This window comes from Rhodococcus sp. AH-ZY2, assembly GCF_030916465.1.
GTDB classification, from domain to species: Bacteria; Actinomycetota; Actinomycetes; order Mycobacteriales; family Mycobacteriaceae; genus Rhodococcus; species Rhodococcus ruber.
Window position 1 is genome coordinate 2,242,144 of the sequence record NZ_CP126458.1, and the last position, 21,247, is coordinate 2,263,390.

The window sequence follows — 21,247 nt, forward strand, 5'->3', positions numbered from 1 at the left end:
CAAACGCCACTACGCTGTCCGCATGAGTTCCCCCGAGCGCCGCTTCCCCGCCCCCGTCTACGCCGACCGCCTCGCCCGGGCCGCCGCCCTCGGCCACGACGCCGGTCTCGACGCGCTGCTCGTCACTCCCGGACCGGACCTGCGCTACCTGCTCGGCTCACGCGCGGAATCGTTCGAGCGGCTCACCTGCCTGGTGATCCCCACCGACGGGCAGGGCGCGTCCGTCGTCGTGCCGCGCCTCGAGCTGGCCTCCCTCACCGACTCCGCGGCCACGGACCTGAACCTGCCGGTGCACGACTGGGTCGACGGACAGGACCCGTACGCGCAGGTCGCCGCGCTGCTGCCGCAGCGTCCGCGCACCGCGGTCGTCGACGCCATGCCCGCCCTGCACCTGGTGCCCCTCGCGGCCCGGTTCGCGGTGCCGCCCGTGCTGGCGACCGAGGTGGTGCGGCAGCTGCGCATGGTCAAGGACGACGAGGAGGTCGCGGCGCTGCGCCGCGCCGGCGCCGCCATCGACCGGGTGCACGCGCAGATGGGGCGGTGGCTGCGGCCCGGCCGCACCGAGGCGCAGGTCGCGGCCGACATCACCGCCGCGATCGTCGCCGAGGGCCACACCGAGGCCGCCTTCGTCATCGTCGGGTCCGGCCCGCACGGCGCCGATCCCCACCACGAGGTCTCCGACCGGGTCCTCGAACCCGGCGACGTCGTGGTCGTCGACATCGGCGGCCCGGTCGAGCCCGGCTACTACTCCGACTCCACCCGCACCTACAGCCTCGGCGCGCCCCCCGACGACGTCGCGGCGAAGGTGGCGTTGCTCGAGGCGGCGCAGCAGGCGGCGGTCGACGCGGTCCGGCCCGGGGTCACCGCCGCCTCGGTCGACGCCGCCGCCCGCGACGCCCTCGCCGCGCACGGCCTCGCCGAGGTCTTCGTGCACCGGACCGGGCACGGCATCGGACTGTCCGTCCACGAGGAGCCGTACATCGTCGACGGCAATGCCGACGTGCTGCGGCCCGGGATGGCGTTCAGCATCGAACCGGGCATCTACTTCCGCGGCGAGTGGGGTGCGCGCATCGAGGACATCGTGGTGGTCACCGAGGACGGCTGCGAGCCGCTCAACCACCGTCCGCACGGACTGACGGTGCTGCCGGGGTGAGCGACCCTACTTGTCGAGTACCGAGCCCATCACCCGTGCCACGGTGATCTCCACCACCACGCGCGTCGGGTTGGGCCGCGGCGTCCGGTACCGCGCGGTGTAACGACGCACCCCCTCGGCGACGGCCTCCGGTTCCGCCCGCACCCGGGCGGGCCCCTCGAGGGTGAGCCAGCGGCCCCGCTCGACCTGACTGACGGCACCGTATCCGCGGCGGTCGGCGTTGAGCGCCTTCTGCGAGGTCGCATCGGTGATCACCCGCACCACCCCGGCCTCCGGATCCCACGTGAAACCGACGGCCACCACGTGCGGGCTGCCGTCCTTGCGCAGGGTCGTCAGCGTCCCGAGATGGTATTCGGTGAGGAACTGCAACGCGGCGTCGCCGAGCGCGGCGGGGGTGCGGGCCATGCCTGCGACGGTAGCCGAACCCGGCCCGCGCGCCCCGCGGCGCCACCCGGCACACTGGTGCGGTGAACAACGGGCAGGGTTCGATCGTCGTCTTCGGGGGCCGCAGCGAGATCGGGACGGCGGTGGCCGCCCGGCTGGCCCGCGGCCGCACCGTGGTCCTGGCCGCGCGTCGCGCCGGCGATCTCGAGGCGCAGCGCCGCGCCGTGCTCGACGCCGGTGCCGTCGCCGTGCACACCGTCGAGTTCGACGCCGACCGGCTCGACACCCACGAGCAGACCCTCGCCGACCTCGCGATGCTGTACGGGCCGATCGACGTCGCCGTCCTCGCGTTCGGCATCCTCGGCGACCAGCACCGCGCCGAACACGACCCGGCCCATGCCGTGGCGATCGTGCACACCGACTACGTCGCCCACGTGGCCCTGCTCACGCGGCTGGCGGGGCATCTGCGGGCCCAGGGATCGGGCCGGATCGTGGTGTTCTCGTCGGTGGCGGGGGTGCGGGTGCGCCGGGCGAACTATGTGTACGGCTCCGCGAAGGCCGGTCTCGACGGATTCGCCTCCGGCCTGGCGGACGCGCTGCACGGCAGCGGCGTGTCGCTGCTGCTGGTGCGACCCGGGTTCGTCGTCGGCCGCATGACCGAGGGGATGAGCCCCGCGCCGCTGTCGAGCACCCCGGACCGGGTCGCGGACGCGACGGTGCGGGCGTTGCGCCGCGGCCGCGGCGAGGTGTGGGTGCCGGCTGTGCTGCGGCCGGTGTTCGTCGGGATGCGGCTGCTGCCGCGGCCGATCTGGCGGCGACTGCCGCGCTGACCGGCGCGCTCAGCGGCGGCGCGACTCGAGCAGCCGCAACCACACCTCGCCGACCGTCGGATACGCCGGTACCGCATGCCACAGCGTCTCGAGCGGCACCGCGGCGACCACCGCGACCGTCGCGGCGTGCAGCAGCTCGGCGACGTCGGTGCCCACGAACGTCGCCCCCACCACGGTGTCGGCGGCGCGGTCGACCACGAGGGTGGCGCGTCCGGTGAAATCGTCCCGCGCCAGCGCGGATCCGGCCACGGCGATGTCGACCTCGAGCACCTCGACGTCGAGGCCGTCGGCGCGGGCGTCGGCCGCGGTGCGGCCCACGGCCGCGACCTCCGGGGTGGTGAACACCACCTGCGGCACCTGCCCGTGGTCGGCGCGCGCCCGGAACCGCGGCGCGTCGAGGTCGCGTCCCTCGGCGCGGGCGGCGATCACGTCGCCGCACACCCGTCCCTGGTACTTGCCCATGTGTGTCAGCGCGGTCCGGCCGGTGACGTCGCCGACGGCGTAGAGCCAGCGCCCGTCCACCCCGGCGACGGTCATGTGGTCGTCGGTGCGCAGCGGGCCCTCCCCGGCCCACCCGACCGTGTCGAGTCCGAGTCCGGCGGTCGCGGGCCGGCGCCCGGCCGCGACGATCAGCTCGTCGACCTCGAGGGTGCCACCGTCGTCGAGGCGCAGCCGCACCGGGCCGCCGTGGATGCGTCCGATGCCGGTGTCCGCGACGTCCGGGCGGGACACCTCCGCCGTCGTGGTGCCGAACCGCAGCCGCACGCCGTGCTCGCGCAGCGCCTCGGCGACGGCGGCGCCGGCGACCGGCTCGGTGCGGGCGAGCAGCCGGTCCCCCCGCACCAGCATCGTCAGGTCCTCGGTGCCGAGCTCGCGCAGCCAGGTCGCGATCTCGCAGGCGACGACGCCGCCGCCGACGATCGCGGCGCGCCGCGGCACCTGCTGCAGGTTCGTCGCATCCCGCGAGGTCCAGGGCCGGGCCGCGCGCAGCCCCGGCACATCGGGCACGGACGCGGTGCTGCCGGTGGCCACCACCACCGCGTGCCGTGCCCGCAGCCGCCGCGGCTGCGGGCCGTCCACGGTGACCTCGCACCGGGCGGTGAGGCGGCCGTGCCCGCGCACGACGTCGATCCCGGCGCCGCGCGCCCACTCGACCTGGGCGGTGTCGTCGCGGCCGTCGGTGAACGCGTCCCGGCGGGCGAGGACGTCGGCGACGTCGACGCCGTGGGCGGCGACCTTGGCGGCGACGCCGGGCATGTGCCGGGCCGCGGCCAGCACCTGTCCCGGGCGCAGCAGCGCCTTGCTCGGCATGCACGCCCAGTAGGAGCATTCACCGCCGACGAGTTCGTGTTCGACCAGGACGGCGGTGCGGTCGCTGCCGGCGATGGCGTAGGCGGCGGCGTTCTCCCCGGCGGGTCCGCCGCCGAGGACGACGACATCGAACACCTCGGACTCGGACCCCGCACCGATGCTCATGAACCCACGGTAGGCGGCGTGCGGGCGGTGCGGGCCCGGAACACGACCGCCGCGGCGCGGTTCAGCGCAGCTCGGGGGAGTCGGCGTCGAAGACCAGTCCCATCGGGGCGAGGACCCGCACCACCTGTTCGGCGGCCCACTCGTCGAGATCGCACAGCAGCACCACCGACCACGGCGTCACCACCAGGGGACGATCCACGGCCGCGAGGAACTCCGCGGTCCGCGCCGGCAGCACCGCCCCGGGCAGACCGCCGCCGAGGGTGACCGCACCGTCGGGCTGGTCCAACCAGCCCACGGGCCGGGCCGGGGCCGACGGGCGCCGCGCCGGCGGCGCCGACGGCTCCACGCCCAGAGCGGCGAGGGTCGCGGCGACCCCGGCCCGCGGCGGCCGCTGCGCCGCCGCGACCAGCGTCTCGACGACGTCGTCGGGGGGCAGGCGCACGCCGGTGTCGGTGCCGTCGAGCAACAGCGCCCACCGCCGGTCGGGCAGCGCCGCCGCCCCCACCTCGGGGGCCAGGGCCGCGATGTCGCCGCTGCCGTCGTCGATCCCGACGACGAGGTCGCGGCCGGGCGCGAGCGCGGTGAGTCGACGGTGCACCTCGGCGAGGATGTCCCGCACGTCGACATGCCCGCCGATGCGGCCGGACAGCGGCGAGGCGAGCAGGCGGCGCCGATGCGGTCCGGGCAGGTCGAAGCCGTAGCCGGACAGCTGCGCGGTGAGTTCGGCCCGGTTTCCGCGCAGCCCGAGACCGTCGGCGGTGAGGACCAGGGCGCCCCCGGCGTGGTCGTGGGCGAGCTCGGCGAGGATCTGCAGCTGCGCCGCCGCGAGCCGACCGCCGGGCAGGGACACCTCGACCAGGTCGACGGGTTCGTCAGCGGGCGCCATGGCCTCCAGGCTAGACGGCGGCGGTCGGCGCGGCCCGCCCGTCCGTAGGGTGTGGCCCATGACCCCGACCTTCGCCGACCTGGCCGCCGCGAAGTACGTGCTGCTGACCACCTTCCGCAGGGACGGCACCCCGGTGCCGACCGCGGTGTGGGCCGCCGCCGACGCCGACCGGCTGCTGGTGTGGACCGTCACCGACTCCTACAAGGTCCGGCGGTTGCGCCGCGATCCGCGGATCACCGTCGCGGTGTGCGACGTGCGCGGCACACCGCGCAGCGACGCGGTGCCCGGCACCGCCACGGTGCTCGACGCGGCCGGCACCGAGCGGGCGCGGGCGACGATCGCCCGCAAGTACGGGATCCTCGGGTGGCTCACGGTCAAGGGCAGTGTGCTGCGCCGCGGGCGCGCCGGCACCGTCGGGCTCGCCTGTGTCGTCGAGGCGGACGACCCCACCCCGGATCCCGGTCCCGGCGGGTGAGCGGACCGCGGCGGCACACGGGCGTCGCCGCGGGATCAGCGGGCGCGGCTGACCGACGACATGTGGAAGTCGGGGATCCGCAGCGGCGGCATCGCGGTGCGGGTGAACCAGTCCTTCCATTCCCGCGGCAGGGTGCGCTGCGTGCCACCGGCCTCGGTGGTGCGCCGCAGCAGATCCAGCGGGCTCTCGTTGAACCGGAAGTTGTTCACCTCCGCCGTCACCGCACCGTCCTCGACCAGATACACGCCGTCGCGGGTCAGTCCGGTCAGCAGCAACGTCGCCGGGTCGACCTCCCGGATGTACCACAGGGTCGTCAGCAGCAGTCCCCGCTCGGTGCGGGCCACCATCTCGTCCACGCCGGCCGTGCCGCCGCCGGTCAGGAGCAGGTTCTCCCCGGGCGCGGCGGCCGGCGCCCCGAACTCGGCGGCGGCGGCCCGCGGGTACGCCAGCGCGTGCACCGTCCCCGCCCGCACCCAGTCGACCCGCCCGAGGTCCATGCCGTTGTCGAACACCGACACCGAGTTCGACGACGCGGTGGCCGTGACGAACGGCGCGCATTCCAGGCCGGGGGCGGCGGGATCGGAGAACAGCGTCAACGGCAGCGCGGTGAGCCGTTCGCCGACGCGGGTGCCGCCGGGCCGCGACAGCGCGGTGTGCCCTTCCTCGGCGCCGCGGCCCTCCATCGACCACATCAGGTAGATCATCAGGTCCGCCACCGCCGACGGCGGCAGCAGCGTCTCGTAACGCCCGGCCGGCAGCTCGACGGTGCGGCGCGCCCAGTCCAGCCGCCGCGACAGTTCCGTCAGCAGGGCGGGGGTGTCGACGTCGGTGAAGTCGCGGGTGCCGGCCCCGGCCCACGCGCTGGCCCCGTTCAGCCCGCCCCGTTTGCCGTTGATCTCCACCGATCCCTCCGGCGCGCTGAACCGGCGTCGCACCCCGCTCGAGGTGCCCAGCCAGGTCGTCGAGATCCGGTGGTGGGCGAAGCCGTAGAGCTGATCGGCACCGTCGAATCCGGCGGCGAGATCGTCGACGAGCCGCCCGAACACCGTGATGTCGGTCCCGGCCGCGGCGTCGGCCCAGTCGCCGGGCTCGCCCTCCCCGCCGACGAGCGGCACCGCGTCCTCGGCGGGGGCCGCCGCCGCGGCCGCCGCCCCCGCCGCCCGCACGGTCGGGGCGATGTCGGCCGGGTCGACGCTGCTCGACGTCACCACCCCGACGCGAGTGGTGTCGCCGCGCAGGACCGCGATCACCGTCCAGCTGCGGGAACGAGAGATCCCGTTGGTGGTCATCGAGTTGCCGGCCCACCGCAGCGACGCCTCGCCGGTGTCGGTGACCAGCACGATCGTCTCGTCGGCGGTCGAGCAGCGCAACGCCCGCTCGAGCTGTTCCTGCGCCTCGATCATCGCCGGCCCTCCGCGCGGGTGTTGAGGACGTTCACCGACCGCAGCAGCGCCGACGGGCAGCCGTGGCTGACCGGCGCGACCTGCCCGGGCTGGGCCTTGCCGCAGTTCACGGCGCCGCCGAGTTGCCACGTCGACGGCCCGCCCACCGCCTCGAGCGAGCCCCAGAAGTCGGTCGTGGTGGCCTGGTAGGCCACATCGCGCACCTGCCCGGCGAGCGTGCCACCCCGGATCCGGTAGAACCGCTGCCCGGTGAACTGGAAGTTGTAGCGTTGCATGTCGATCGACCAGGACTTGTCGCCGACGACGTAGAGCCCGTCGTCGACGCGGGCGATGAGCTCGGCGGTGGTGGTGTCGGCCGCCGGGTCCGGCTGCAGCGACACGTTCGCCATCCGCTGGATCGGCACGTGATGCGCCGAGTCGGCGTACGAGCAGCCGTTCGAACGCGGCAGCCCCAGCCGCGGCGCGAACACCCGGTCGAGCTGGTAGCCGACCAGTATCCCGTCCCGCACCAGGTCCCAGGACTGGGCGGCGACCCCGTCGTCGTCCCAGCCGACGCTGGCGAGCCCGTGCGCGACGGTGCGGTCCGCCGTCACCTGCATCACCTCGGTGCCGTAGCGCAGCGTGCCGAGCCCGTCCGGGGTGGCGAACGAGGTGCCCGCGTAGGCCGCCTCGTACCCGATGGCCCGATCGTACTCCGTTGCGTGCCCGATCGATTCGTGCACCGTCAACCACAGGTTGGTGGGGTCGATCACCAGGTCCGTCGGCCCCGCCTGCACACTGGGGGCCGACGCCTTCTCCGCCAGCCACCCGGGGATCTGCGCCAGCTCCGCACTCCAGTCCCAGTGCGCGTCGCCGGCCGCATACTCCCAGCCCCGCCCCACCGGCGGGGCCAGGGTGCGCATCGTCTCGAACTCGCCGGTGCGCCGGTCCACGGCGGTCGCCTCGAGCTGCGGGGCCACCCGCACCCGCTGCTGGGTGATCGTCGAGCCGGCCAGGTCCGCGTAGAACGTCTGCTCCTTGACCTGCCCACAGTGCGCCGTCACATGATCGACCTCGTCGGCGGCGAGCAGGTGCCGGGAGAACTCCGCCAGCCGCGCCACCTTCTGCGCCGTGGGCACCGTGAACGGGTCGACCTCGTACGGCGAGACCCACACCGCGTCCGGGTAGACCGGCTCGTCGGCGAGCTCGACCCGGTCCCGGTTCAGCGCCCGCAACGTCCGGGCCACCTCGATCGCCTGCCGCGCCGTGGCCGCCGCGACGGCCGGGCTCAGCTCGGCGTGCGAGGCGAACCCCCAGGTGCCGTCGACCACCACCCGCACGGCCAGCCCGGTGTCGATGCTGTCGACGGCGGCCTGCACGGCGCCGTCCCGCAGGCTCAGCGACTGGCTGTGCAGACGGTGCACCCGCAGATCCGCGTGGGAGGCACCGGCGGCGCGGGCGGCGGACAGCGCCGCGTCCGCGAGCGTCCGCAACGGCAGGGCGAGGAAGTCGGCGTCGACGGTGCTCACGGGCACCACCGTACTGGGTCGCACCCGGCGCGTCGGCTCACCCGAACTGCTGCCAGCCCAGACGCACCACCATCACCAGCACCACGATCAGCAGCACCGCCCGCACGAACCCCGCGCCGCGGCGCAGCGCGGTCCGCGACCCGACGACCGCGCCCGCGATATTGCACACCGCCAGTGCCAGCCCCAGCGACCACCACACGTACCCGGCCGCCGCGAAATACACCAGCGCCCCGACATTGGACCCGAGGTTGATCACCTTCGCCATCGCCGCCGACCGCACGAATTCGGTGCCGAGCAGCGTCGCGAACGTGATGATCAGGAACGTGCCGGTGCCCGGGCCGAGCAGGCCGTCGTAGAAGCCGATCACCGCGGCCGCGGTCAGCACCACCAGGACCGTGCGCCGCATCGTCGGCGGTTCGTGCGCCAGGGTCGTGCCGACCTGCGGCCGCAGCGTCACGAACACCGCGACCGCCACCAGCACCACCATCACCATCGGAACGAACAGGTCCTTGTCGATCCGCGAGACCGTCGCCGCACCCGCCGCCGCCGCGACCGCGGCCAGGACCGCCGCCGGAGCCAGGACCGGCCACTGCAGCCGGATCCGCCGCGCGAAGGTCACCACCGCCGCGCCGGTGCCGCAGAGGGCGGTGAGCTTGTTCGTCGCCAGCGCGGCCGCCGGTGTCAGCTGCGGGGCGACGACGAACAGCGCCGGCAACAGGATCAGCCCGCCCCCACCGACGACGGCGTCGACCCACCCGGCGGCGGTCGCCGCCACCATCAGAACCGCCCAGTCGCCCGCACCCACGCGGCCATTCGATCACAGCGGCCGGGAGCAAAACCGCGGCGCCGCTCGTTGAGCGGATATGACCGCCGCACCGTTCCCGGCAGCTGGAAGGATCACCCCATGATCGCGCTGCTGTTCCTGGCCTACGTCGTCGTCGAGATCGGGGTGCTGGCGTGGCTCGGGTCCACCCTGGGCATCGGCACGACGATCCTGGTGTTCCTCGGGGTGAGCGTCCTCGGTTACCTGGTGCTCGCCGCGCAGGGCCGCCGTGCCCTGCAGAATCTGGGCCGGGTCCGCAGCGCCGCCGGCGCGGACCGGGCCCTGACCGACGGCGCACTGGTCGGCGCCGGTGCCGGGCTCGTGCTCGTACCCGGACCGGTGACCAGCGCCGCGGGAATTCTGCTGCTGCTGCCCCCGACCCGCGCGCTGCTGCGCCCGCTCGTGCGGGCGCTGGCCGCCCGCCGGGTCGCCGCCTCCGCCGCCCGGGGCGGCACCTTCCGCGGGGAACGCGTCGTCATCGTCGACGGCGAGGTCGTCGAGCACACCGTGGTCGGCCCGGCCCGCCTCGACACCCCCGCCTCCGGAGCCGGGACCGTGCTCGAGGGCGAGATCGTCGACCCCCCGCACCGTCCGCACCTGCCGTAACGGGGCACACTGGGTAGCCGTGAAGTCCCCCGCACCGCACACTCAGCTCCTCGTCGGCGGCCGCATCTACAGCGCCAGCGCCCCCGACGCCACCTCGATGGCCGTCACCGACGGGCAGGTCGTGTGGGTGGGGGAGGACCGGCCCGGCCGCGCCCTGCACCCGGACGCCGAGATCGTCGACCTCGACGGGGCGTTCGTCGCACCCGCCTTCGTCGACACCCACGTGCACGTCACCGCGCACGGCCTGGCCCTGACCGGTCTCGACCTGTCCGACACGCGGTCCCGCGAGGAGGCGCTGCACCAGGTGCGCGACCATGCCGCCCGGCACGCAGGCGCCGTCGTGTGGGGGCACGGGTGGGACGAGACCCGCTGGCTGGACCCCACCGCCCCCACCACCGACGACCTCGACGCCGCCGCCCCCGGCCGCGCCGTCTACCTCACCCGCGTCGACGCCCACTCCGCGGCGGCCTCCACCGCGCTGCGCGCCGCCGCCGACCTCGCCGGACTCGACGGCTACCACCCGCAGCGCCCGCTGACCGCGGCCGCGCACCACGGTGTCCGCGCCGCCGCCCGCGCCCTGCTCACCCCCACCGAACGCGCCCGGGCCCGCGCCGCCGCCCTCGACGACTACGCGGCACACGGCATCGTCGCCGTGCACGAATGCGGCGGCCCGGACATCGCCGGCCGCGACGACTTCGCCGAACTGCTCGCCACCGACCACGGGGTGCAGGTCCGCGGCTACTGGGGGGAGGCCGTCACCACCGCCGAGCAGGCCCGGGCGCTGCTCACCGCCACCGGCGGGCACGCCCTCGGGGGCGACCTGTTCGTCGACGGCGCCCTCGGCTCCCACACCGCGTGGCTCGCCGCGCCGTACACCGACCGCCCCGACTGTTGCGGCACCGCCTACCTCACCGTCGAACAGATGACCGCGCACCTGCGGGCCTGCACCGAAGCCGGCATCCAGGCCGGCTTCCACGTCATCGGCGACGCCGCCGTCGACGCCGCGGTGCAGGCATTCGCCGCGGTCGTCGCCGACCTCGGCGGCCCGGCCGTCGCGGCCCGCGGACACCGGCTCGAACACCTCGAGATGGTCACCGCCGCGCAGGGCGAGCGGCTCGGCGGCTGGGGCGTGATCGCCAGCATGCAACCGAGCTTCGACGCGCTGTGGGGCGGACCGGGCGGGCTGTACGCCACCCGCCTCGGCGCCGACCGCGCCGCCGGCCTCAACCCGTTCGCGCCGCTCGCCGCGACCGGCATGTCCCTCGCGTTCGGCTCGGACGCGCCGGTCACCGCGGCCCGGCCGTGGCCGATGCTGCGCGCCGCCGTGCACCACCGCACCCCGGGCAGCGGGATCTCCCCCCGCGCCGCGTTCGCCGCCGCCACCCGTGGGGCGTGGCGCGCCGGCGGGGTGCGGGACGGGATCGCCGGCACCCTCGACCCCGGGGCGCCCGCGTCGTACGCGGTCTGGGACGCGGACGAGCTCGTGGTCAGCGCGCCGAAGGACAGTGTGCAGCGCTGGTCCACCGACCCGCGGTCGCGGGTGGCGCCGCTGCCGGATCTCGAGCCGGGCACGCCCGATCCGGTGCTGCTGCGCAGCGTGCACCGCGGCCGCGTCGTGTACGCCCGGTGATCGGGTCGCGCGCCGCCGCCCGGCCGGTGGTGGTCCGCAGCCTCGCCGCCGTCACGGCGGGGCTGCTGTTGTTCGCGAGTTTCCCGCCGCGTCCGCTGTGGTTGCTCGCGCCGCTGGGCATCGCCCTGCTCACCGCGGTGCTGGGGGCGCGGACGCTGCGCCGCCGCGGCGGTTTCGGCTACGGCTACCTCGCCGGCCTGGGATTTTTCGTGCCGCTGCTGCCGTGGGTCGGGGAGTACGTCGGCCCGGTGCCGTGGCTGGCGCTCGCCGCCGCCGAGGCGGTGTTCGTCGGCCTGTTCGGGGTGGTCGCGGTGCAGGTGCGGGCCCTGCCGGGGGCACCGGTGTGGATCGCGGCCGGCTGGAGCCTGACCGAGTACCTGCGGGCGAGCGTGCCCTTCGGCGGGTTCCCCTGGGGCCGGCTCGCGTTCGGTCAGCCGGACGGGCCGCTGGTCGCTCTCGCCGCGGTCGGCGGTGCGCCGCTGGTGTCGTTCGCGGTGGCGCTGACCGGCACGGGGCTGTGGGCGTGCGCGCGGGCCGGGTTGCGCTACACCCGCGGGCACCGGGAGCGGTCGCCGCTGCTGCGGGCCGCGGCGACGACCGTCGCCGCACCGCTGCTCGCCCTGGCGACCTGGCCGGCGCTGCCCGCCCCCGAGGCGGGTGAGCGCACCGTGACGGTCGCCGCGATCCAGGGCAGCGTGCCGCGGCTGGGTCTGGACTTCAACGCCCAGCGCAAGGCCGTGCTGAACAACCACGTGGCGCGCACCCTCGAGCTGGCCGACCGGGTCCGGGGCGGCACCGCGCCGCGCCCGGACGTGGTGATCTGGCCGGAGAACGCCTCCGATATCGACCCGTTGCGCAACCGCGACGCCGCCGCCGACATCGGCGCCGCGGCGGCCGCGGTCGGCGCCCCGATCCTGGTGGGTGCCGTGCTGGTAAACGGGGACGGCACCACGACCAACTCGGTGATCGTGTGGGATCCGGCGACCGGGCCCGGGGAGCGGCACGACAAGCGCATCATCCAGCCGTTCGGCGAGTACCTGCCGTACCGCTCGTTCTTCCGGCTGTTCTCCGACTACGCCGACCGGGCCGGGCACTTCGTGCCGGGCAGCGGCGACGGCACCGTCCACGCCGCGGGCATCCCGATCGGGGTGGCCACCTGCTACGAGGTGGCGTTCGACCGGGCACTGCGGGACTCGGTGCGCGCCGGCGCGCACCTGCTGGCCGTGCCCACCAACAACGCGACGTTCGGCGACACGGAGATGACCTACCAGCAGCTGGCGATGTCCCGGGTGCGGGCCGTCGAGCACGGCCGGGCCGTGGTGGTGGCCGCCACGAGCGGGGTCAGCGCCGTGGTCGCGGCCGACGGCACGGTCACCACGCGCAGCGCCCTGTTCGTGCCCGAGGTACTGGTGGCGCAGGTGCCGCTGCGCGCGACGGCTACGCTGGCTACTCGGCTCGGACCGATCCCGGAGCTCGTGCTCTGCGTCGGGGCCGTCGCCGCCGTCGGCGTGGCGCTGGTGCGCACACGCGGGCGGAGCACCACCGTGCCGGCCGCAGCCGGCACCGCGAGATGACCGGCCGCCGGCCGGTGCGACAGGAAGGACCTTCGATGGCAGCGGCGACGCCGGCCGGGAACGACAGCGCGCCGAGCGCCCGGACCCTGGTGATCATCCCGACGTACAACGAACGTGACAACATCGGCCTGATCGTCGGCCGGTTGCACGCCGCGCTGCCGCACACACACGTGCTGATCGTCGACGACGGCAGCCCGGACGGCACCGGCGACGTCGCCGATCGTCTCGCCGCGGCGAGCGAGAACCGCATCCACGTGATGCACCGCACCGAGAAGAACGGTCTCGGGGCCGCGTACATCGCCGGTTTCCGGTGGGGACTCGAGCGCGGTTACACCGTGCTGGTGGAGATGGACGCCGACGGCAGCCACGCCCCCGAGCAGCTGCACCTGCTGCTCGAGAGGATCGACGCGGGCGCCGACCTGGTGCTCGGCTCGCGGTACGTGCCCGGCGGTGCGGTGGTGAACTGGCCGTGGCATCGGGAGGTGCTCTCCCGCGGCGGCAACATCTACTCGCGGCTCGCGCTGGGGGTGCGGATCCACGACATCACCGGCGGCTACCGCGCCTACCGGCGCGAGGTGCTCGAGCACCTCGATCTCGCCGCGGTCGCCTCGCACGGCTACTGCTTCCAGGTCGACCTCGCCTGGCGGGCGGTGCAGGCCGGGTTCACGGTCGCCGAGGTGCCGATCACCTTCACCGAGCGGATCATCGGCGAATCGAAGATGAGCGGCAGCATCGTGCAGGAGGCGCTGATCAAGGTCACCGTGTGGGGCGTGCGCAACCGGTGGACGAAACTGCGCGGCCTGCTGCGCCGCTGAGCGCCGCCGGGCTGGGGGCCGGTCGAGGACCGGTCACCCCCATCCGGGCGGCGGGGCTCATTCGGCGTTCTTGACCTCGATCTTCTTCCCGGCCTGCTGCTGCTCGGCCAGAGCGATCGAGACGGTGAGGATGCCCTTGGCGTAGGACGCCTCGACGTCGTCGTCCTTCGCACCCGGTGGCAGGGCCACCGAACGCCGGAACGAGCCGTAGTGGAACTCCGAGCGTCCCCCCTCGGATTTCTCCTCGGTCCGTTCGGCCGTGATCTCGAGCTGCCCGGCGTTGATCGCGACGTCGATGTCCTTCTCCGGGTCGAGGCCGGGCAGCTCGGCCCGCACGACGTACCGGCCGTTCTCGACACGGTCCTCGACCCGGATGAGGTTGCCGCCGAGAGCGGGACGTAGACCGGTGAAGGGGAAGGCGTCGAAGAACTCGGACAGGTCCGGGAACACCGAACGGGAACGGCGCGCTGGCACAGTGGACATGTCTGCTCCTCTCCTGGGAAACGGATCGGCGGAAGGTCGGTCCGTGTCCATTCGACTCCGTGCGGGACGCGCCCGACAGGGCCGGAAGTCCCGACCCCCGAGATCCGAACGTTCGCACCCCCGGTAGCCCTCCAAACGATCGTTCGGACTCGGGCCTACGCGTTCGGCGAACGTTCGTCAGTCGGGATCCGGTCCGGGCGGCCGCGTTCGCGCCGCAGTTCCGCCACCTGCATCCGCAGCTCGGCGATGTGGATCCGCGCCTCGCGTAGCTGGGTGGCCCGCTCGTCGGCCAGTTCGGCGCGCACCATCGCGAGATCGGCCTCGAGTTCGGCCACCCGCTGCCAGGCCTCGGCAGCCGAGCGCAGCGCCTCGTCGCGTTCGGTGCGCAGCCGGGTCGCCTCGAGGTCCACCGCCCCGGTGCCGGCCGCCCGGGGCGGGTCCGGGGCGGCGCCGAGGCGGGTACCCGCACGCTCCGGCGGCGAAGAGGACGCCGACCGGGGCGGGTCGGAGGTCGCTGCGGGTGGGGACGGGGTGGCGGTCCGGCGCTGGCGTTCGCGCCAGGCGCGCGCACGTTCGGCGCTGTTGGCGTACTGCTTGCGGCGGCCGCCCGTCGCGGGGGTGGCCCCGATCGGCGTGCCGGGCGCCGAGGAGGCGTCGCTCACCACCGCAGACTACCAGGACGAACCCCCGCACGAACGTTCGAGGAACGGCGCCGGGTCACGAACCGGACACCGCTCGAACGATCGTGTCGTTCGTTCGGATTCGATCGTTCTACCAGGTGACGGGCAGCTCGTCCACGACGCCCAGTTCGGTGCACAACCGGCGGATCGCGCTGCAGTCCTGCACCACCCGCCGCGGGGGTGTCGCGGCCACGTCCGCGAGCATCGCCCGCCCACCCGGAACGCGCTCCGCGTCCACGATCGCCGCCCAGGTGCCCAGATCCGAGCCGGTGAACGCCTCGATTCCCGCCGCCAGGGCCGCGAGCAGCTGCGCCCGGTCGCCGGGCCCGAGCTCGGTGAACACCATCTTCAGCAGCTCCGCGGCGAGGGAGGCGTGACTGAGTTCGTCCCGCCGGTGCAGCGCCACCGTCGTGCGATTGACCGGCTGCAGCTCCGCGTCCTCGGTCATCAGAGCGAGGAACGCGCTGATGGAGGTCTCGGCGACGGTGGTGAATGCCAACCGGATCAGCGCCTGCCCCCGCGGATCGGGCGCCGCCGCCACCGCGGCCCGGTGCTCGCGCACGGTCCGGCACGGCGGCAGCACCGACTCGGGCATGTGCCAGCCACGGCGGCGGCGGATCACCGCGCTCGCGTTCAGGTGCATGAGCGTGTGGTACTGCTCGTCGACCATCGCCTGCAGCACCCCCGCGGTCACGGTGTCCGACGGCCCGACCCCGAAGAAGTCCGTCGTGATCAGCGCGAAACCGGGGTTGACCACGTACTGCTCGATGTCCATGACATTCTTGTTGTACGCAATCCAGCCCCAGCCCCGCAGCCGGGCCCGGCGCCCCTCGTCCAGGGCGCGGTACGCGGGATGGGTGTGGAACGGCACGAGCTCGTCCGGGAAATCCAGCCGGCCCGGATCGAACAGCTCGTCCAGATCCGGTTCGCTCTTCTTGACCGTGGCGCGCCGCCCCCACGACCGGGCCAGTCCCCGCACCACGGCGCTCTCGACGACGTCGTGCGGATCGTGGTCGGGCAGCGCGGGTACGAGCAGCGGACCCTGCGCGGCGGGCAGATCAGGCTCGGCCATGACGGCTCTCCGTTTCCTCGTGCGTCAGTTCCGCGAACAGTTCCGCACACAGCTCACGATACCGGCCGGTGTCCGCGCCCAGCGGCGTTGCGGCCCGGCCCAGCAGGTCCGCGAACCCGGCCACCGATCCGGTCTCGACCACCGCCTCGAGCTCGTCGAGGGAGGCCCGCAGCGCCGACCGGGCCGCCGCCGCGTGCGGGTTGCCGGCCTGCACGTCGAGATACACCTCGGGGGCGCCGCCGGCGATCCGCGCCAGCAGCGCCCGCAGCAGCACGTGCGGGGGCGGGGCGGTCGCCGCCGCCACCGACGGGGGGACGCCGAGCCGTCCCAGCGCCAGCCCGAACGCCAGAACCGCCGCGTGCGTGGCCGCCTGGGTGGCCGCCGCGACCCGGTCGTGGTCGTCCGCCGTCATCCGCACCACCCGCGCGCCCCACCGGTCGAGCGCCGCGAGCAGCGCGTCGACGGCCGGGCCGGGCCGGTGCTCGACCACCGCCACCGGTCGTCCCGCCATGCCCAGCGCCGGCGCGAACATCGGGTTCAGCCCGACACACTGCGCGGACCACCCCCGCCCGCGTCCCGCCTGCGCCCACGCCGACTTCACCGACAGGGTCTCCACCAGCACCGCGTCCGGCGACAGCAGCGGACCGAGCCGGGCGGCGGCCGCCAGCGCCGTGGCCTCGGGCACGGCCAGCACCAGCATCGAGGCGCACCGCACCGCGTCCCGCACGGCCGCCGTGGGGACGGTGACATCGTCGCGCAGCGCGCCCGGATCGTCGCCGGCGGCCGGGTCGACCACCAGCACATCGGCGCCGTCGCGGCGCAGCGCCTCACCGAGCATCCGGCCGACCGCGCCGGCACCCCCGGCGACGACGACGAGGCCGGTCGTGTCGCTCACGCGCGGGAACCGTCCTCGGAGGGTTCGTTCACCGACAGGGTGCGGCGCATCGCCACCGCCTTGACCATCGTCTCCTCGAGTTCGTCCGCCGGGTCCGACAACGCGACGATGGCGCCGCCGATGCCGAAGCCCACCTCGTGTTCGGTGGCGACCATGGTGCGGATGACGATCGACAGGTCCGCCGCTCCCGTCGGGGACAGGTATCCCAGCGCACCCGAGTACACGCCGCGGGGGCCGTCCTCGAGCTTGTCGATGATCTCCATGGTGCGCAGCTTCGGCGCCCCGGTCATCGATCCCCCCGGGAAGGCGGCCCGCACGCAGTCCACCGCGGTCGCATCCGGGCGCAACGTCCCCCGCACCGTGGAGACCAGCTGGTGCACCGCCGCGTACGTCTCGACGTCGAACAGCTTCGGCACGTGCACCGAACCGGGCACGCACACCCGAGACAGGTCGTTGCGCACCAGGTCGACGATCATCAGATTCTCCGACCGGTCCTTCTCGCTGTCGAGCAGGCTCTGCCGCAACGCCCGGTCCGCGTCCTCGGTGGTGCCGCGCGGCCGGGTGCCCTTGATCGGCTTGGACTCGACCACCCCGTCCGGGCCGATCCGCAGGAACCGCTCCGGCGAGGCACTGAGCACCGACACCTCGGGGAACCGCAGCAGGGCACTGTACGGGGTCGGGCTCAGTTCGCGCAGCGTCTCGTAGGTGCGCAGGGGATCGACGCTGCGGTCCACGGTCGCCGCGTTGGTCAGGCACACCTCGTACGTCTCGCCGCTGCGGATCTCGGCGATCGACTGGGCGATCAGCTCGAGGTAGCGCTGCGGCTCGTGCCGCAACCGCACCCGCGGATCCTGCTCCGCCCGCACCAGCGGGGCCGCGACCGGTGCCGCGGCGGATTCGGCCAGGGACCCGAGCACGGCAGCGGTCGCGTCGAACCACGCGGTCGTGGCGGGCTCCCCGGCCCGCTCGCTCAGCGCCAGCAGGTAGCAGCAGCGTGTCTCGTGGTCGAGGACCACGGCGCGGTCGGCGAAGACCATCGCCGCGTCCGCGATGGGGGAGGTGTGCACGAGCTGCCCGCCGGTGTCGGCCTTGAGCTCGTACCCCAGGTAGCCCACGTAGCCCAGCGCGAACGCGAACGGCAGGTCGCCGCGCCGGGCGACCGTGCGCTCGGCGAGGCGGCGGTCGATGTGGTCGAAGAAGGTGGTGTGGAACTCGGCCACCGGCTGCCCGGTGCGCTGTTCGCGCACCAGGGTCTCGGCGACGCTGTAGGTGACGAACTCGGCGCGCGGACCCGACCCGTCCCCGAGGATGGAGAACCGCGAGTTCGGTTCGGTGGCGGCGCTGCCGTCCAGCCAGAAGCTGTGCGGACCGTCGGCGAACAACGTCTCGAACACCCGCTGCGGGTCGGGGTGGTGGTCGATCCGGCGGCTTTCGAGGACCAGCGCCGGGGGCGGCGCGGGCGGCGCGGGCGGCGGGACCGGCTCGGGTGGGTGCGGCCGGGCGGGGGTCGCGTCGCGGAAGTTCGCCAGCAGCTCGCGGCCGTACTCGGTGCAGATCGACTCGGGGTGGAACTGCACCCCCCACAGCGGCCGGGTCCGGTGGGCGACCCCCATCAGGAGTCCGTCCTCGGTCCAGGCGACGGCCTCGAGGTCGTCGGGCACCCGGTCGACGACCAGCGAGTGGTAGCGCACCGCCTCGAACGGGGAGGGAATGCCGGCGAACAGCCCGGTGCCGGCGTGCCGGATCCGTGACAGCCGGCCGTGCACCGGCTGCGGTGCCCGCACCACCTCGCTGCCCAACAGGTTGCACAGGCCCTGATGACCGAGGCACACCCCGAGCACGGGCAGACCGGAGTCGAGCAGGGCGTGCGAGCTGATCCCGAAGTCGCGGGCCCGGTCGGGGCGGCCCGGCCCGGGGGAGACGACGATGTTGTCGAACCGGTCCAGATCCAGGGACTCCCACGGGGTGTCGTTGCTGACGACCGTGGGCGGGACACCGTTGACCTCGGCCAGCAGACTGTAGAGGTTGTAGGTGAACGAGTCGTAGTTGTCGATCAGCAGGGTGCGGATCGAACCGGCGGGCGGCGGGGCGGCCATGACCGGTCTCAGGTCCGGGTCTCGCGCAGTTGGGCGGGCGCCGCGCCGGGACCGTCGATGATGAGGTCCTCGACCCGGCACGCCTCCGCGATGAGCAGCGCGTACAACGAGTGCAGGAATTCCGGCGACATGTCGTTGCGGTGCGCGTAGGACTCGGCGCGGGCATGCACGACCTGCATCCGGCCCGGTTGCAGCATCGGGATCGCGTGCCGCTGTTTCAGGTGCGCGATGCGGGCACAGATGCGCAGCCGGTCCCGAACGGTATCGAGGAGCCGGGCGTCGACCCGGTCGAGTTCGGTGCGCAGCCCGTCGAGCAGGTCGTCCGGTGCGGATTCGGCGGTGGCGTCCGCCCGGTGGTCGTTGCTGTTGTCCATCGCTTCTCGCCCCCTGTACCGCGGCCCGAAACCCCAGTGGGTCATTCCGTTTCGCGTCGTCCGAGGTCGCCGGTCCGAGAATCCGGCCGGTGTTCGATCATGATGACACGCGCGCGGAGCCGCTGTCGGCGTTTGATCCATTTGTGCCGTGCGCGCAACACGGCCGACCCGGCAGGACACGCACCGCCCCCGGTACGCACGAGGCCGCCCCCGGGACGGATCCCGGGGGCGGCCTCGTGCGTACCGGTCGACCTGAGGTCAGGCGCCGCGCCGCTTGGTCTTGAGCAGTTCGAGGCGCTCCTTGAGCAGCTCGTCGAGCTCGTCGATGGAGCGGCGTTCGAGCAGCATGTCCCAGTGGGTGCGCGGCGGCTTGACCTTCTTCGCCTCGGGCGCCGCGCCCTCGACCAGGGAGCCTTCCAGACCGTTCTTGCAGATCCAGGTGCCGGGGATCTCCGCGTCGTCGGCGAACGGAACGTCGAACTCCTCGCCGTTGTCACAGCGGTAGCGGGCGATCCGCCGCGGCGCCAGATCGTGGTCACGGTCGGTCTCGTAGCTCACCGCCCCGAGCCGGCTGCCTCGCAGTACACGATCTGCCATGGTGGTGTCCTCTCTTGTGTGCTCCGCCCGGTGCGCTCGCCTCCGGGGCGAGCGCGCGTCCACAGTGCGGTCGACATCGGCGGATGCCGACCTCTTCTGTCAACGCACACGCGGTCGAATCGGTTCCCGACCGCCCCGCGGCCGTGGGCGCGGGTGAGTCTACCGCCCCGGCCGCCGCGGCTCCGCCGGCCGGTAGGGTGGACGGCCATGACCGGACGTACCCGTGAACCGGAGAACTGCCTCTGGTGTGGCCGGCCGGTCGCCGACGCCCCCCTCGGGCGCCGTCGCCGCTACTGCCGCCGCTCGTGCCGTCAGCGGGCCTACGAGCAACGCACCCTCACCCGGGAAGCGGGACTGCCGGAGGACGCGGTGATCCTGACCGCCGCGGAGGCGAGCGCTGTCGCCGACCGTGCCTTCGAGGTGCGGTGCGCGGCCGAGGACGTCGCGACCGCGGTGGCGGAGGGCGCCGGTCCGGCGGAACTGGCCGCCCTGTGCGACGAGCTCGTGCGGCTGGCCCGCGCCGCCGAACGGCTCCGCTGAGCCGGCCCGCTCAGGCGAAGAACGCCCCCATCGTGTACACCACCTGGCAGAAGGTGCCGTCGACGTACTGCACGGACCCGAACAGTGCCGACAGCACCGGACCGGTGCCGGTGTCGAGGGTCTTCGACAGCTGCGGCACCCCGCCCACGGTGTCGTCGAGCGTGTCCACGCCGCCGCGGAAGTTCTCCATGTTCAGCCACACGAACTTCAGGTCGGCCCGCGCGGGCAGGGTGGGGATCGTGGGGGAGACGAAGATCTTCAGCTGGCCGATCTGCACCGGGGGCACCGCGTTGGGGCCGGGCTGGGCCCATCCGGTGGTCATCGCGTAGGGGGTGAAACCGCCCCCGCAGCCGAGCCCGAACGTGGGGGCGGGCTGCATGAACGGCTGCGGAGTGTTGCGCGGTGGCGGCTCGAACAACGCCGGGGTGCGAGCCGCGTCGAGCAGCGACTCCACCGCCCGCAGCGCCTCGGGGGACTCCGCGGCCGCGGCCGCACGCAACGCGTCCGGCGGCAGTCCCGGGGGCTCGGGTTCCGCGACGGCGTGCGCGGGCACGGCCACCGCCGCCGCGACAGCGGCTGCGGCGGTGAGCGAACGAACGGTCCATCGACGCTGCTGCATCCAGAGCTCCTCGAGGGTGGGACGGGCACGGGCGACGACGTGGTCGGCTCGACAATAGGGGGGTCGGGGCCGGCGCGGGCCGTTTCCGTGAACCGGCTCGAAAGACGGCTCTCGAAACCGTGATTCGCGCTCATTCGGTGACCGGACCGCGATGGAACGGTCACAGTTTCCCGTCGATCTGCGGTCGAGACGGCGACAGGTCCCCGTCGAGGTCTCGACTCGGAAACGATGCGGCCCGGGGGGTCGATTTTTCGCTCCGGTTTCGGGTCGGGATGTCGTCGCGGTGGTCTAGCTTGAGGGAGCGCCCGCTGTCACATCTTCGAGGGCG

22 protein-coding genes are annotated in these 21,247 nt (G+C 74.1%); 8 read left to right on the plus strand and 14 right to left on the minus strand.

Translation table 11 applies throughout. From position 1 onward, the window contains the following. Nucleotides 1-22 precede the first annotated feature (22 nt). On the plus strand, nucleotides 23-1,153 hold the full coding sequence (locus QNA09_RS11450) for a Xaa-Pro peptidase family protein (protein WP_010596441.1): 1,131 nt from the start codon (nucleotides 23-25) through the stop codon (nucleotides 1,151-1,153). 6 nt (nucleotides 1,154-1,159) lie between these two features. Here the strand turns inward: QNA09_RS11450 and QNA09_RS11455 are convergent, their stop codons facing one another. Further along, nucleotides 1,160-1,558 carry a TIGR03618 family F420-dependent PPOX class oxidoreductase gene (locus QNA09_RS11455; RefSeq protein WP_010596440.1) on the minus strand — a complete coding sequence of 133 codons (399 nt, stop codon included), beginning with the start codon at nucleotides 1,556-1,558 and terminating at the stop codon, nucleotides 1,160-1,162. A 62-nt stretch (nucleotides 1,559-1,620) separates the two neighbouring features. Between QNA09_RS11455 and QNA09_RS11460 the strand changes: the two genes are divergently transcribed. Next, a complete protein-coding gene (locus QNA09_RS11460) occupies nucleotides 1,621-2,367 on the plus strand; it encodes an SDR family NAD(P)-dependent oxidoreductase (protein ID WP_010596439.1) in 747 nt (248 codons plus the stop codon). Between the two features lie 9 nt (nucleotides 2,368-2,376). On the opposite strand, the gene QNA09_RS11465 is transcribed toward QNA09_RS11460, so the two are convergent. Both QNA09_RS11465 and QNA09_RS11470 read right to left on the minus strand, forming a co-directional pair. After that, nucleotides 2,377-3,843, minus strand: a complete 1,467-nt coding sequence (locus tag QNA09_RS11465) for an NAD(P)/FAD-dependent oxidoreductase (RefSeq protein WP_040269792.1) — start codon at nucleotides 3,841-3,843, stop codon at nucleotides 2,377-2,379. Between the two features lie 61 nt (nucleotides 3,844-3,904). Beyond that, on the minus strand, nucleotides 3,905-4,729 hold the full coding sequence (locus QNA09_RS11470) for a precorrin-3B synthase (protein WP_308072440.1): 825 nt from the start codon (nucleotides 4,727-4,729) through the stop codon (nucleotides 3,905-3,907). Nucleotides 4,730-4,787: 58 nt separating this feature from the next. Between QNA09_RS11470 and QNA09_RS11475 the strand changes: the two genes are divergently transcribed. Continuing rightward, on the plus strand, nucleotides 4,788-5,204 hold the full coding sequence (locus QNA09_RS11475) for a PPOX class F420-dependent oxidoreductase (RefSeq protein WP_017682068.1): 417 nt from the start codon (nucleotides 4,788-4,790) through the stop codon (nucleotides 5,202-5,204). A 35-nt stretch (nucleotides 5,205-5,239) separates the two neighbouring features. Here QNA09_RS11475 and QNA09_RS11480 read toward each other — a convergent pair whose 3' ends face one another. From QNA09_RS11480 to QNA09_RS11490, 3 genes are read right to left on the minus strand one after another with little or no spacing between them, the layout of a single operon-like run. Continuing rightward, nucleotides 5,240-6,607 carry a metallopeptidase TldD-related protein gene (locus QNA09_RS11480; protein WP_203010718.1) on the minus strand — a complete coding sequence of 456 codons (1,368 nt, stop codon included), beginning with the start codon at nucleotides 6,605-6,607 and terminating at the stop codon, nucleotides 5,240-5,242. After that, entirely contained in the window at nucleotides 6,604-8,115 is a 1,512-nt protein-coding gene (locus QNA09_RS11485) for a TldD/PmbA family protein (RefSeq protein WP_203010719.1), read from the minus strand. The genes QNA09_RS11480 and QNA09_RS11485 overlap by 4 nt, the downstream gene beginning before the upstream one ends. Before the next feature lie 37 nt (nucleotides 8,116-8,152). Next, nucleotides 8,153-8,920: a TSUP family transporter gene (locus QNA09_RS11490; RefSeq protein ID WP_010596431.1), complete on the minus strand. Its 768-nt coding sequence runs from the start codon at nucleotides 8,918-8,920 to the stop codon at nucleotides 8,153-8,155. Nucleotides 8,921-9,019: 99 nt separating this feature from the next. Here QNA09_RS11490 and QNA09_RS11495 point away from each other — a divergent pair, with 99 nt between their 5' ends. The 4 genes from QNA09_RS11495 to QNA09_RS11510 are packed head-to-tail and all read left to right on the plus strand — an operon-like array spanning nucleotide 9,020 to nucleotide 13,563. Then, on the plus strand, nucleotides 9,020-9,544 hold the full coding sequence (locus tag QNA09_RS11495) for an FxsA family protein (protein WP_010596430.1): 525 nt from the start codon (nucleotides 9,020-9,022) through the stop codon (nucleotides 9,542-9,544). 19 nt (nucleotides 9,545-9,563) lie between these two features. Then, entirely contained in the window at nucleotides 9,564-11,174 is a 1,611-nt protein-coding gene (locus QNA09_RS11500) for an amidohydrolase (RefSeq protein ID WP_203010720.1), read from the plus strand. Continuing rightward, nucleotides 11,171-12,748, plus strand: a complete 1,578-nt coding sequence (lnt, locus tag QNA09_RS11505) for an apolipoprotein N-acyltransferase (protein ID WP_203010721.1) — start codon at nucleotides 11,171-11,173, stop codon at nucleotides 12,746-12,748. The genes QNA09_RS11500 and lnt overlap by 4 nt, the downstream gene beginning before the upstream one ends. 35 nt (nucleotides 12,749-12,783) lie before the next feature. After that, nucleotides 12,784-13,563 (plus strand): polyprenol monophosphomannose synthase, encoded by a 780-nt coding sequence (locus tag QNA09_RS11510; RefSeq protein WP_017682073.1) that lies wholly within the window; start codon nucleotides 12,784-12,786, stop codon nucleotides 13,561-13,563. Between the two features lie 57 nt (nucleotides 13,564-13,620). On the opposite strand, the gene QNA09_RS11515 is transcribed toward QNA09_RS11510, so the two are convergent. The 7 genes from QNA09_RS11515 to QNA09_RS11545 form a co-directional block, all read right to left on the minus strand. Continuing rightward, nucleotides 13,621-14,046: an Hsp20/alpha crystallin family protein gene (locus tag QNA09_RS11515; protein ID WP_010596426.1), complete on the minus strand. Its 426-nt coding sequence runs from the start codon at nucleotides 14,044-14,046 to the stop codon at nucleotides 13,621-13,623. A gap of 155 nt (nucleotides 14,047-14,201) precedes the next feature. Then, on the minus strand, nucleotides 14,202-14,708 hold the full coding sequence (locus QNA09_RS11520) for a hypothetical protein (protein ID WP_234420188.1): 507 nt from the start codon (nucleotides 14,706-14,708) through the stop codon (nucleotides 14,202-14,204). Between the two features lie 109 nt (nucleotides 14,709-14,817). Continuing rightward, the gene (locus QNA09_RS11525) at nucleotides 14,818-15,798 is read right to left on the minus strand and encodes a diiron oxygenase (protein WP_017682076.1); all 981 of its coding nucleotides are present in this window, start codon (nucleotides 15,796-15,798) and stop codon (nucleotides 14,818-14,820) included. Next, nucleotides 15,785-16,693: a prephenate dehydrogenase dimerization domain-containing protein gene (locus tag QNA09_RS11530; protein ID WP_010596423.1), complete on the minus strand. Its 909-nt coding sequence runs from the start codon at nucleotides 16,691-16,693 to the stop codon at nucleotides 15,785-15,787. The genes QNA09_RS11525 and QNA09_RS11530 overlap by 14 nt, the downstream gene beginning before the upstream one ends. Beyond that, the gene (pabB, locus tag QNA09_RS11535) at nucleotides 16,690-18,789 is read right to left on the minus strand and encodes an aminodeoxychorismate synthase component I (protein WP_017682077.1); all 2,100 of its coding nucleotides are present in this window, start codon (nucleotides 18,787-18,789) and stop codon (nucleotides 16,690-16,692) included. The genes QNA09_RS11530 and pabB overlap by 4 nt, the downstream gene beginning before the upstream one ends. An 8-nt stretch (nucleotides 18,790-18,797) precedes the next feature. Beyond that, a complete protein-coding gene (locus tag QNA09_RS11540; protein WP_010596421.1) occupies nucleotides 18,798-19,163 on the minus strand; it encodes a chorismate mutase in 366 nt (121 codons plus the stop codon). A gap of 258 nt (nucleotides 19,164-19,421) precedes the next feature. After that, nucleotides 19,422-19,760, minus strand: a complete 339-nt coding sequence (locus tag QNA09_RS11545; RefSeq protein ID WP_010596420.1) for an RNA polymerase-binding protein RbpA — start codon at nucleotides 19,758-19,760, stop codon at nucleotides 19,422-19,424. A 207-nt stretch (nucleotides 19,761-19,967) separates the two neighbouring features. On the opposite strand from QNA09_RS11545, the gene QNA09_RS11550 reads away from it, so the two are divergent. Beyond that, entirely contained in the window at nucleotides 19,968-20,300 is a 333-nt protein-coding gene (locus QNA09_RS11550; RefSeq protein WP_010596419.1) for a hypothetical protein, read from the plus strand. Nucleotides 20,301-20,310: 10 nt separating this feature from the next. Here the strand turns inward: QNA09_RS11550 and QNA09_RS11555 are convergent, their stop codons facing one another. Then, entirely contained in the window at nucleotides 20,311-20,919 is a 609-nt protein-coding gene (locus tag QNA09_RS11555; RefSeq protein ID WP_017682078.1) for a hypothetical protein, read from the minus strand. Nucleotides 20,920-21,247: the final 328 nt, after the last annotated feature.

Bases quoted from the DNA above. Each gene is read 5' to 3' on its own strand.
- QNA09_RS11450 (WP_010596441.1), top strand. From the start codon at position 23: ATGAGTTCCCCCGAGCGCCGCTTCCCCGCCCCCGTCTACGCCGACCGC.
- QNA09_RS11455 (WP_010596440.1), bottom strand. From the start codon at position 1,558: ATGGCCCGCACCCCCGCCGCGCTCGGCGACGCCGCGTTGCAGTTCCTC.
- QNA09_RS11465 (WP_040269792.1), bottom strand. From the start codon at position 3,843: ATGAGCATCGGTGCGGGGTCCGAGTCCGAGGTGTTCGATGTCGTCGTC.
- QNA09_RS11470 (WP_308072440.1), bottom strand. From the start codon at position 4,729: ATGGCGCCCGCTGACGAACCCGTCGACCTGGTCGAGGTGTCCCTGCCC.
- QNA09_RS11475 (WP_017682068.1), top strand. From the start codon at position 4,788: ATGACCCCGACCTTCGCCGACCTGGCCGCCGCGAAGTACGTGCTGCTG.
- QNA09_RS11480 (WP_203010718.1), bottom strand. From the start codon at position 6,607: ATGATCGAGGCGCAGGAACAGCTCGAGCGGGCGTTGCGCTGCTCGACC.
- QNA09_RS11495 (WP_010596430.1), top strand. From the start codon at position 9,020: ATGATCGCGCTGCTGTTCCTGGCCTACGTCGTCGTCGAGATCGGGGTG.
- QNA09_RS11510 (WP_017682073.1), top strand. From the start codon at position 12,784: ATGGCAGCGGCGACGCCGGCCGGGAACGACAGCGCGCCGAGCGCCCGG.
- QNA09_RS11515 (WP_010596426.1), bottom strand. From the start codon at position 14,046: ATGTCCACTGTGCCAGCGCGCCGTTCCCGTTCGGTGTTCCCGGACCTG.
- QNA09_RS11525 (WP_017682076.1), bottom strand. From the start codon at position 15,798: ATGGCCGAGCCTGATCTGCCCGCCGCGCAGGGTCCGCTGCTCGTACCC.
- pabB (WP_017682077.1), bottom strand. From the start codon at position 18,789: ATGGCCGCCCCGCCGCCCGCCGGTTCGATCCGCACCCTGCTGATCGAC.
- QNA09_RS11540 (WP_010596421.1), bottom strand. From the start codon at position 19,163: ATGGACAACAGCAACGACCACCGGGCGGACGCCACCGCCGAATCCGCA.
- QNA09_RS11545 (WP_010596420.1), bottom strand. From the start codon at position 19,760: ATGGCAGATCGTGTACTGCGAGGCAGCCGGCTCGGGGCGGTGAGCTAC.
- QNA09_RS11550 (WP_010596419.1), top strand. From the start codon at position 19,968: ATGACCGGACGTACCCGTGAACCGGAGAACTGCCTCTGGTGTGGCCGG.
- QNA09_RS11555 (WP_017682078.1), bottom strand. From the start codon at position 20,919: ATGCAGCAGCGTCGATGGACCGTTCGTTCGCTCACCGCCGCAGCCGCT.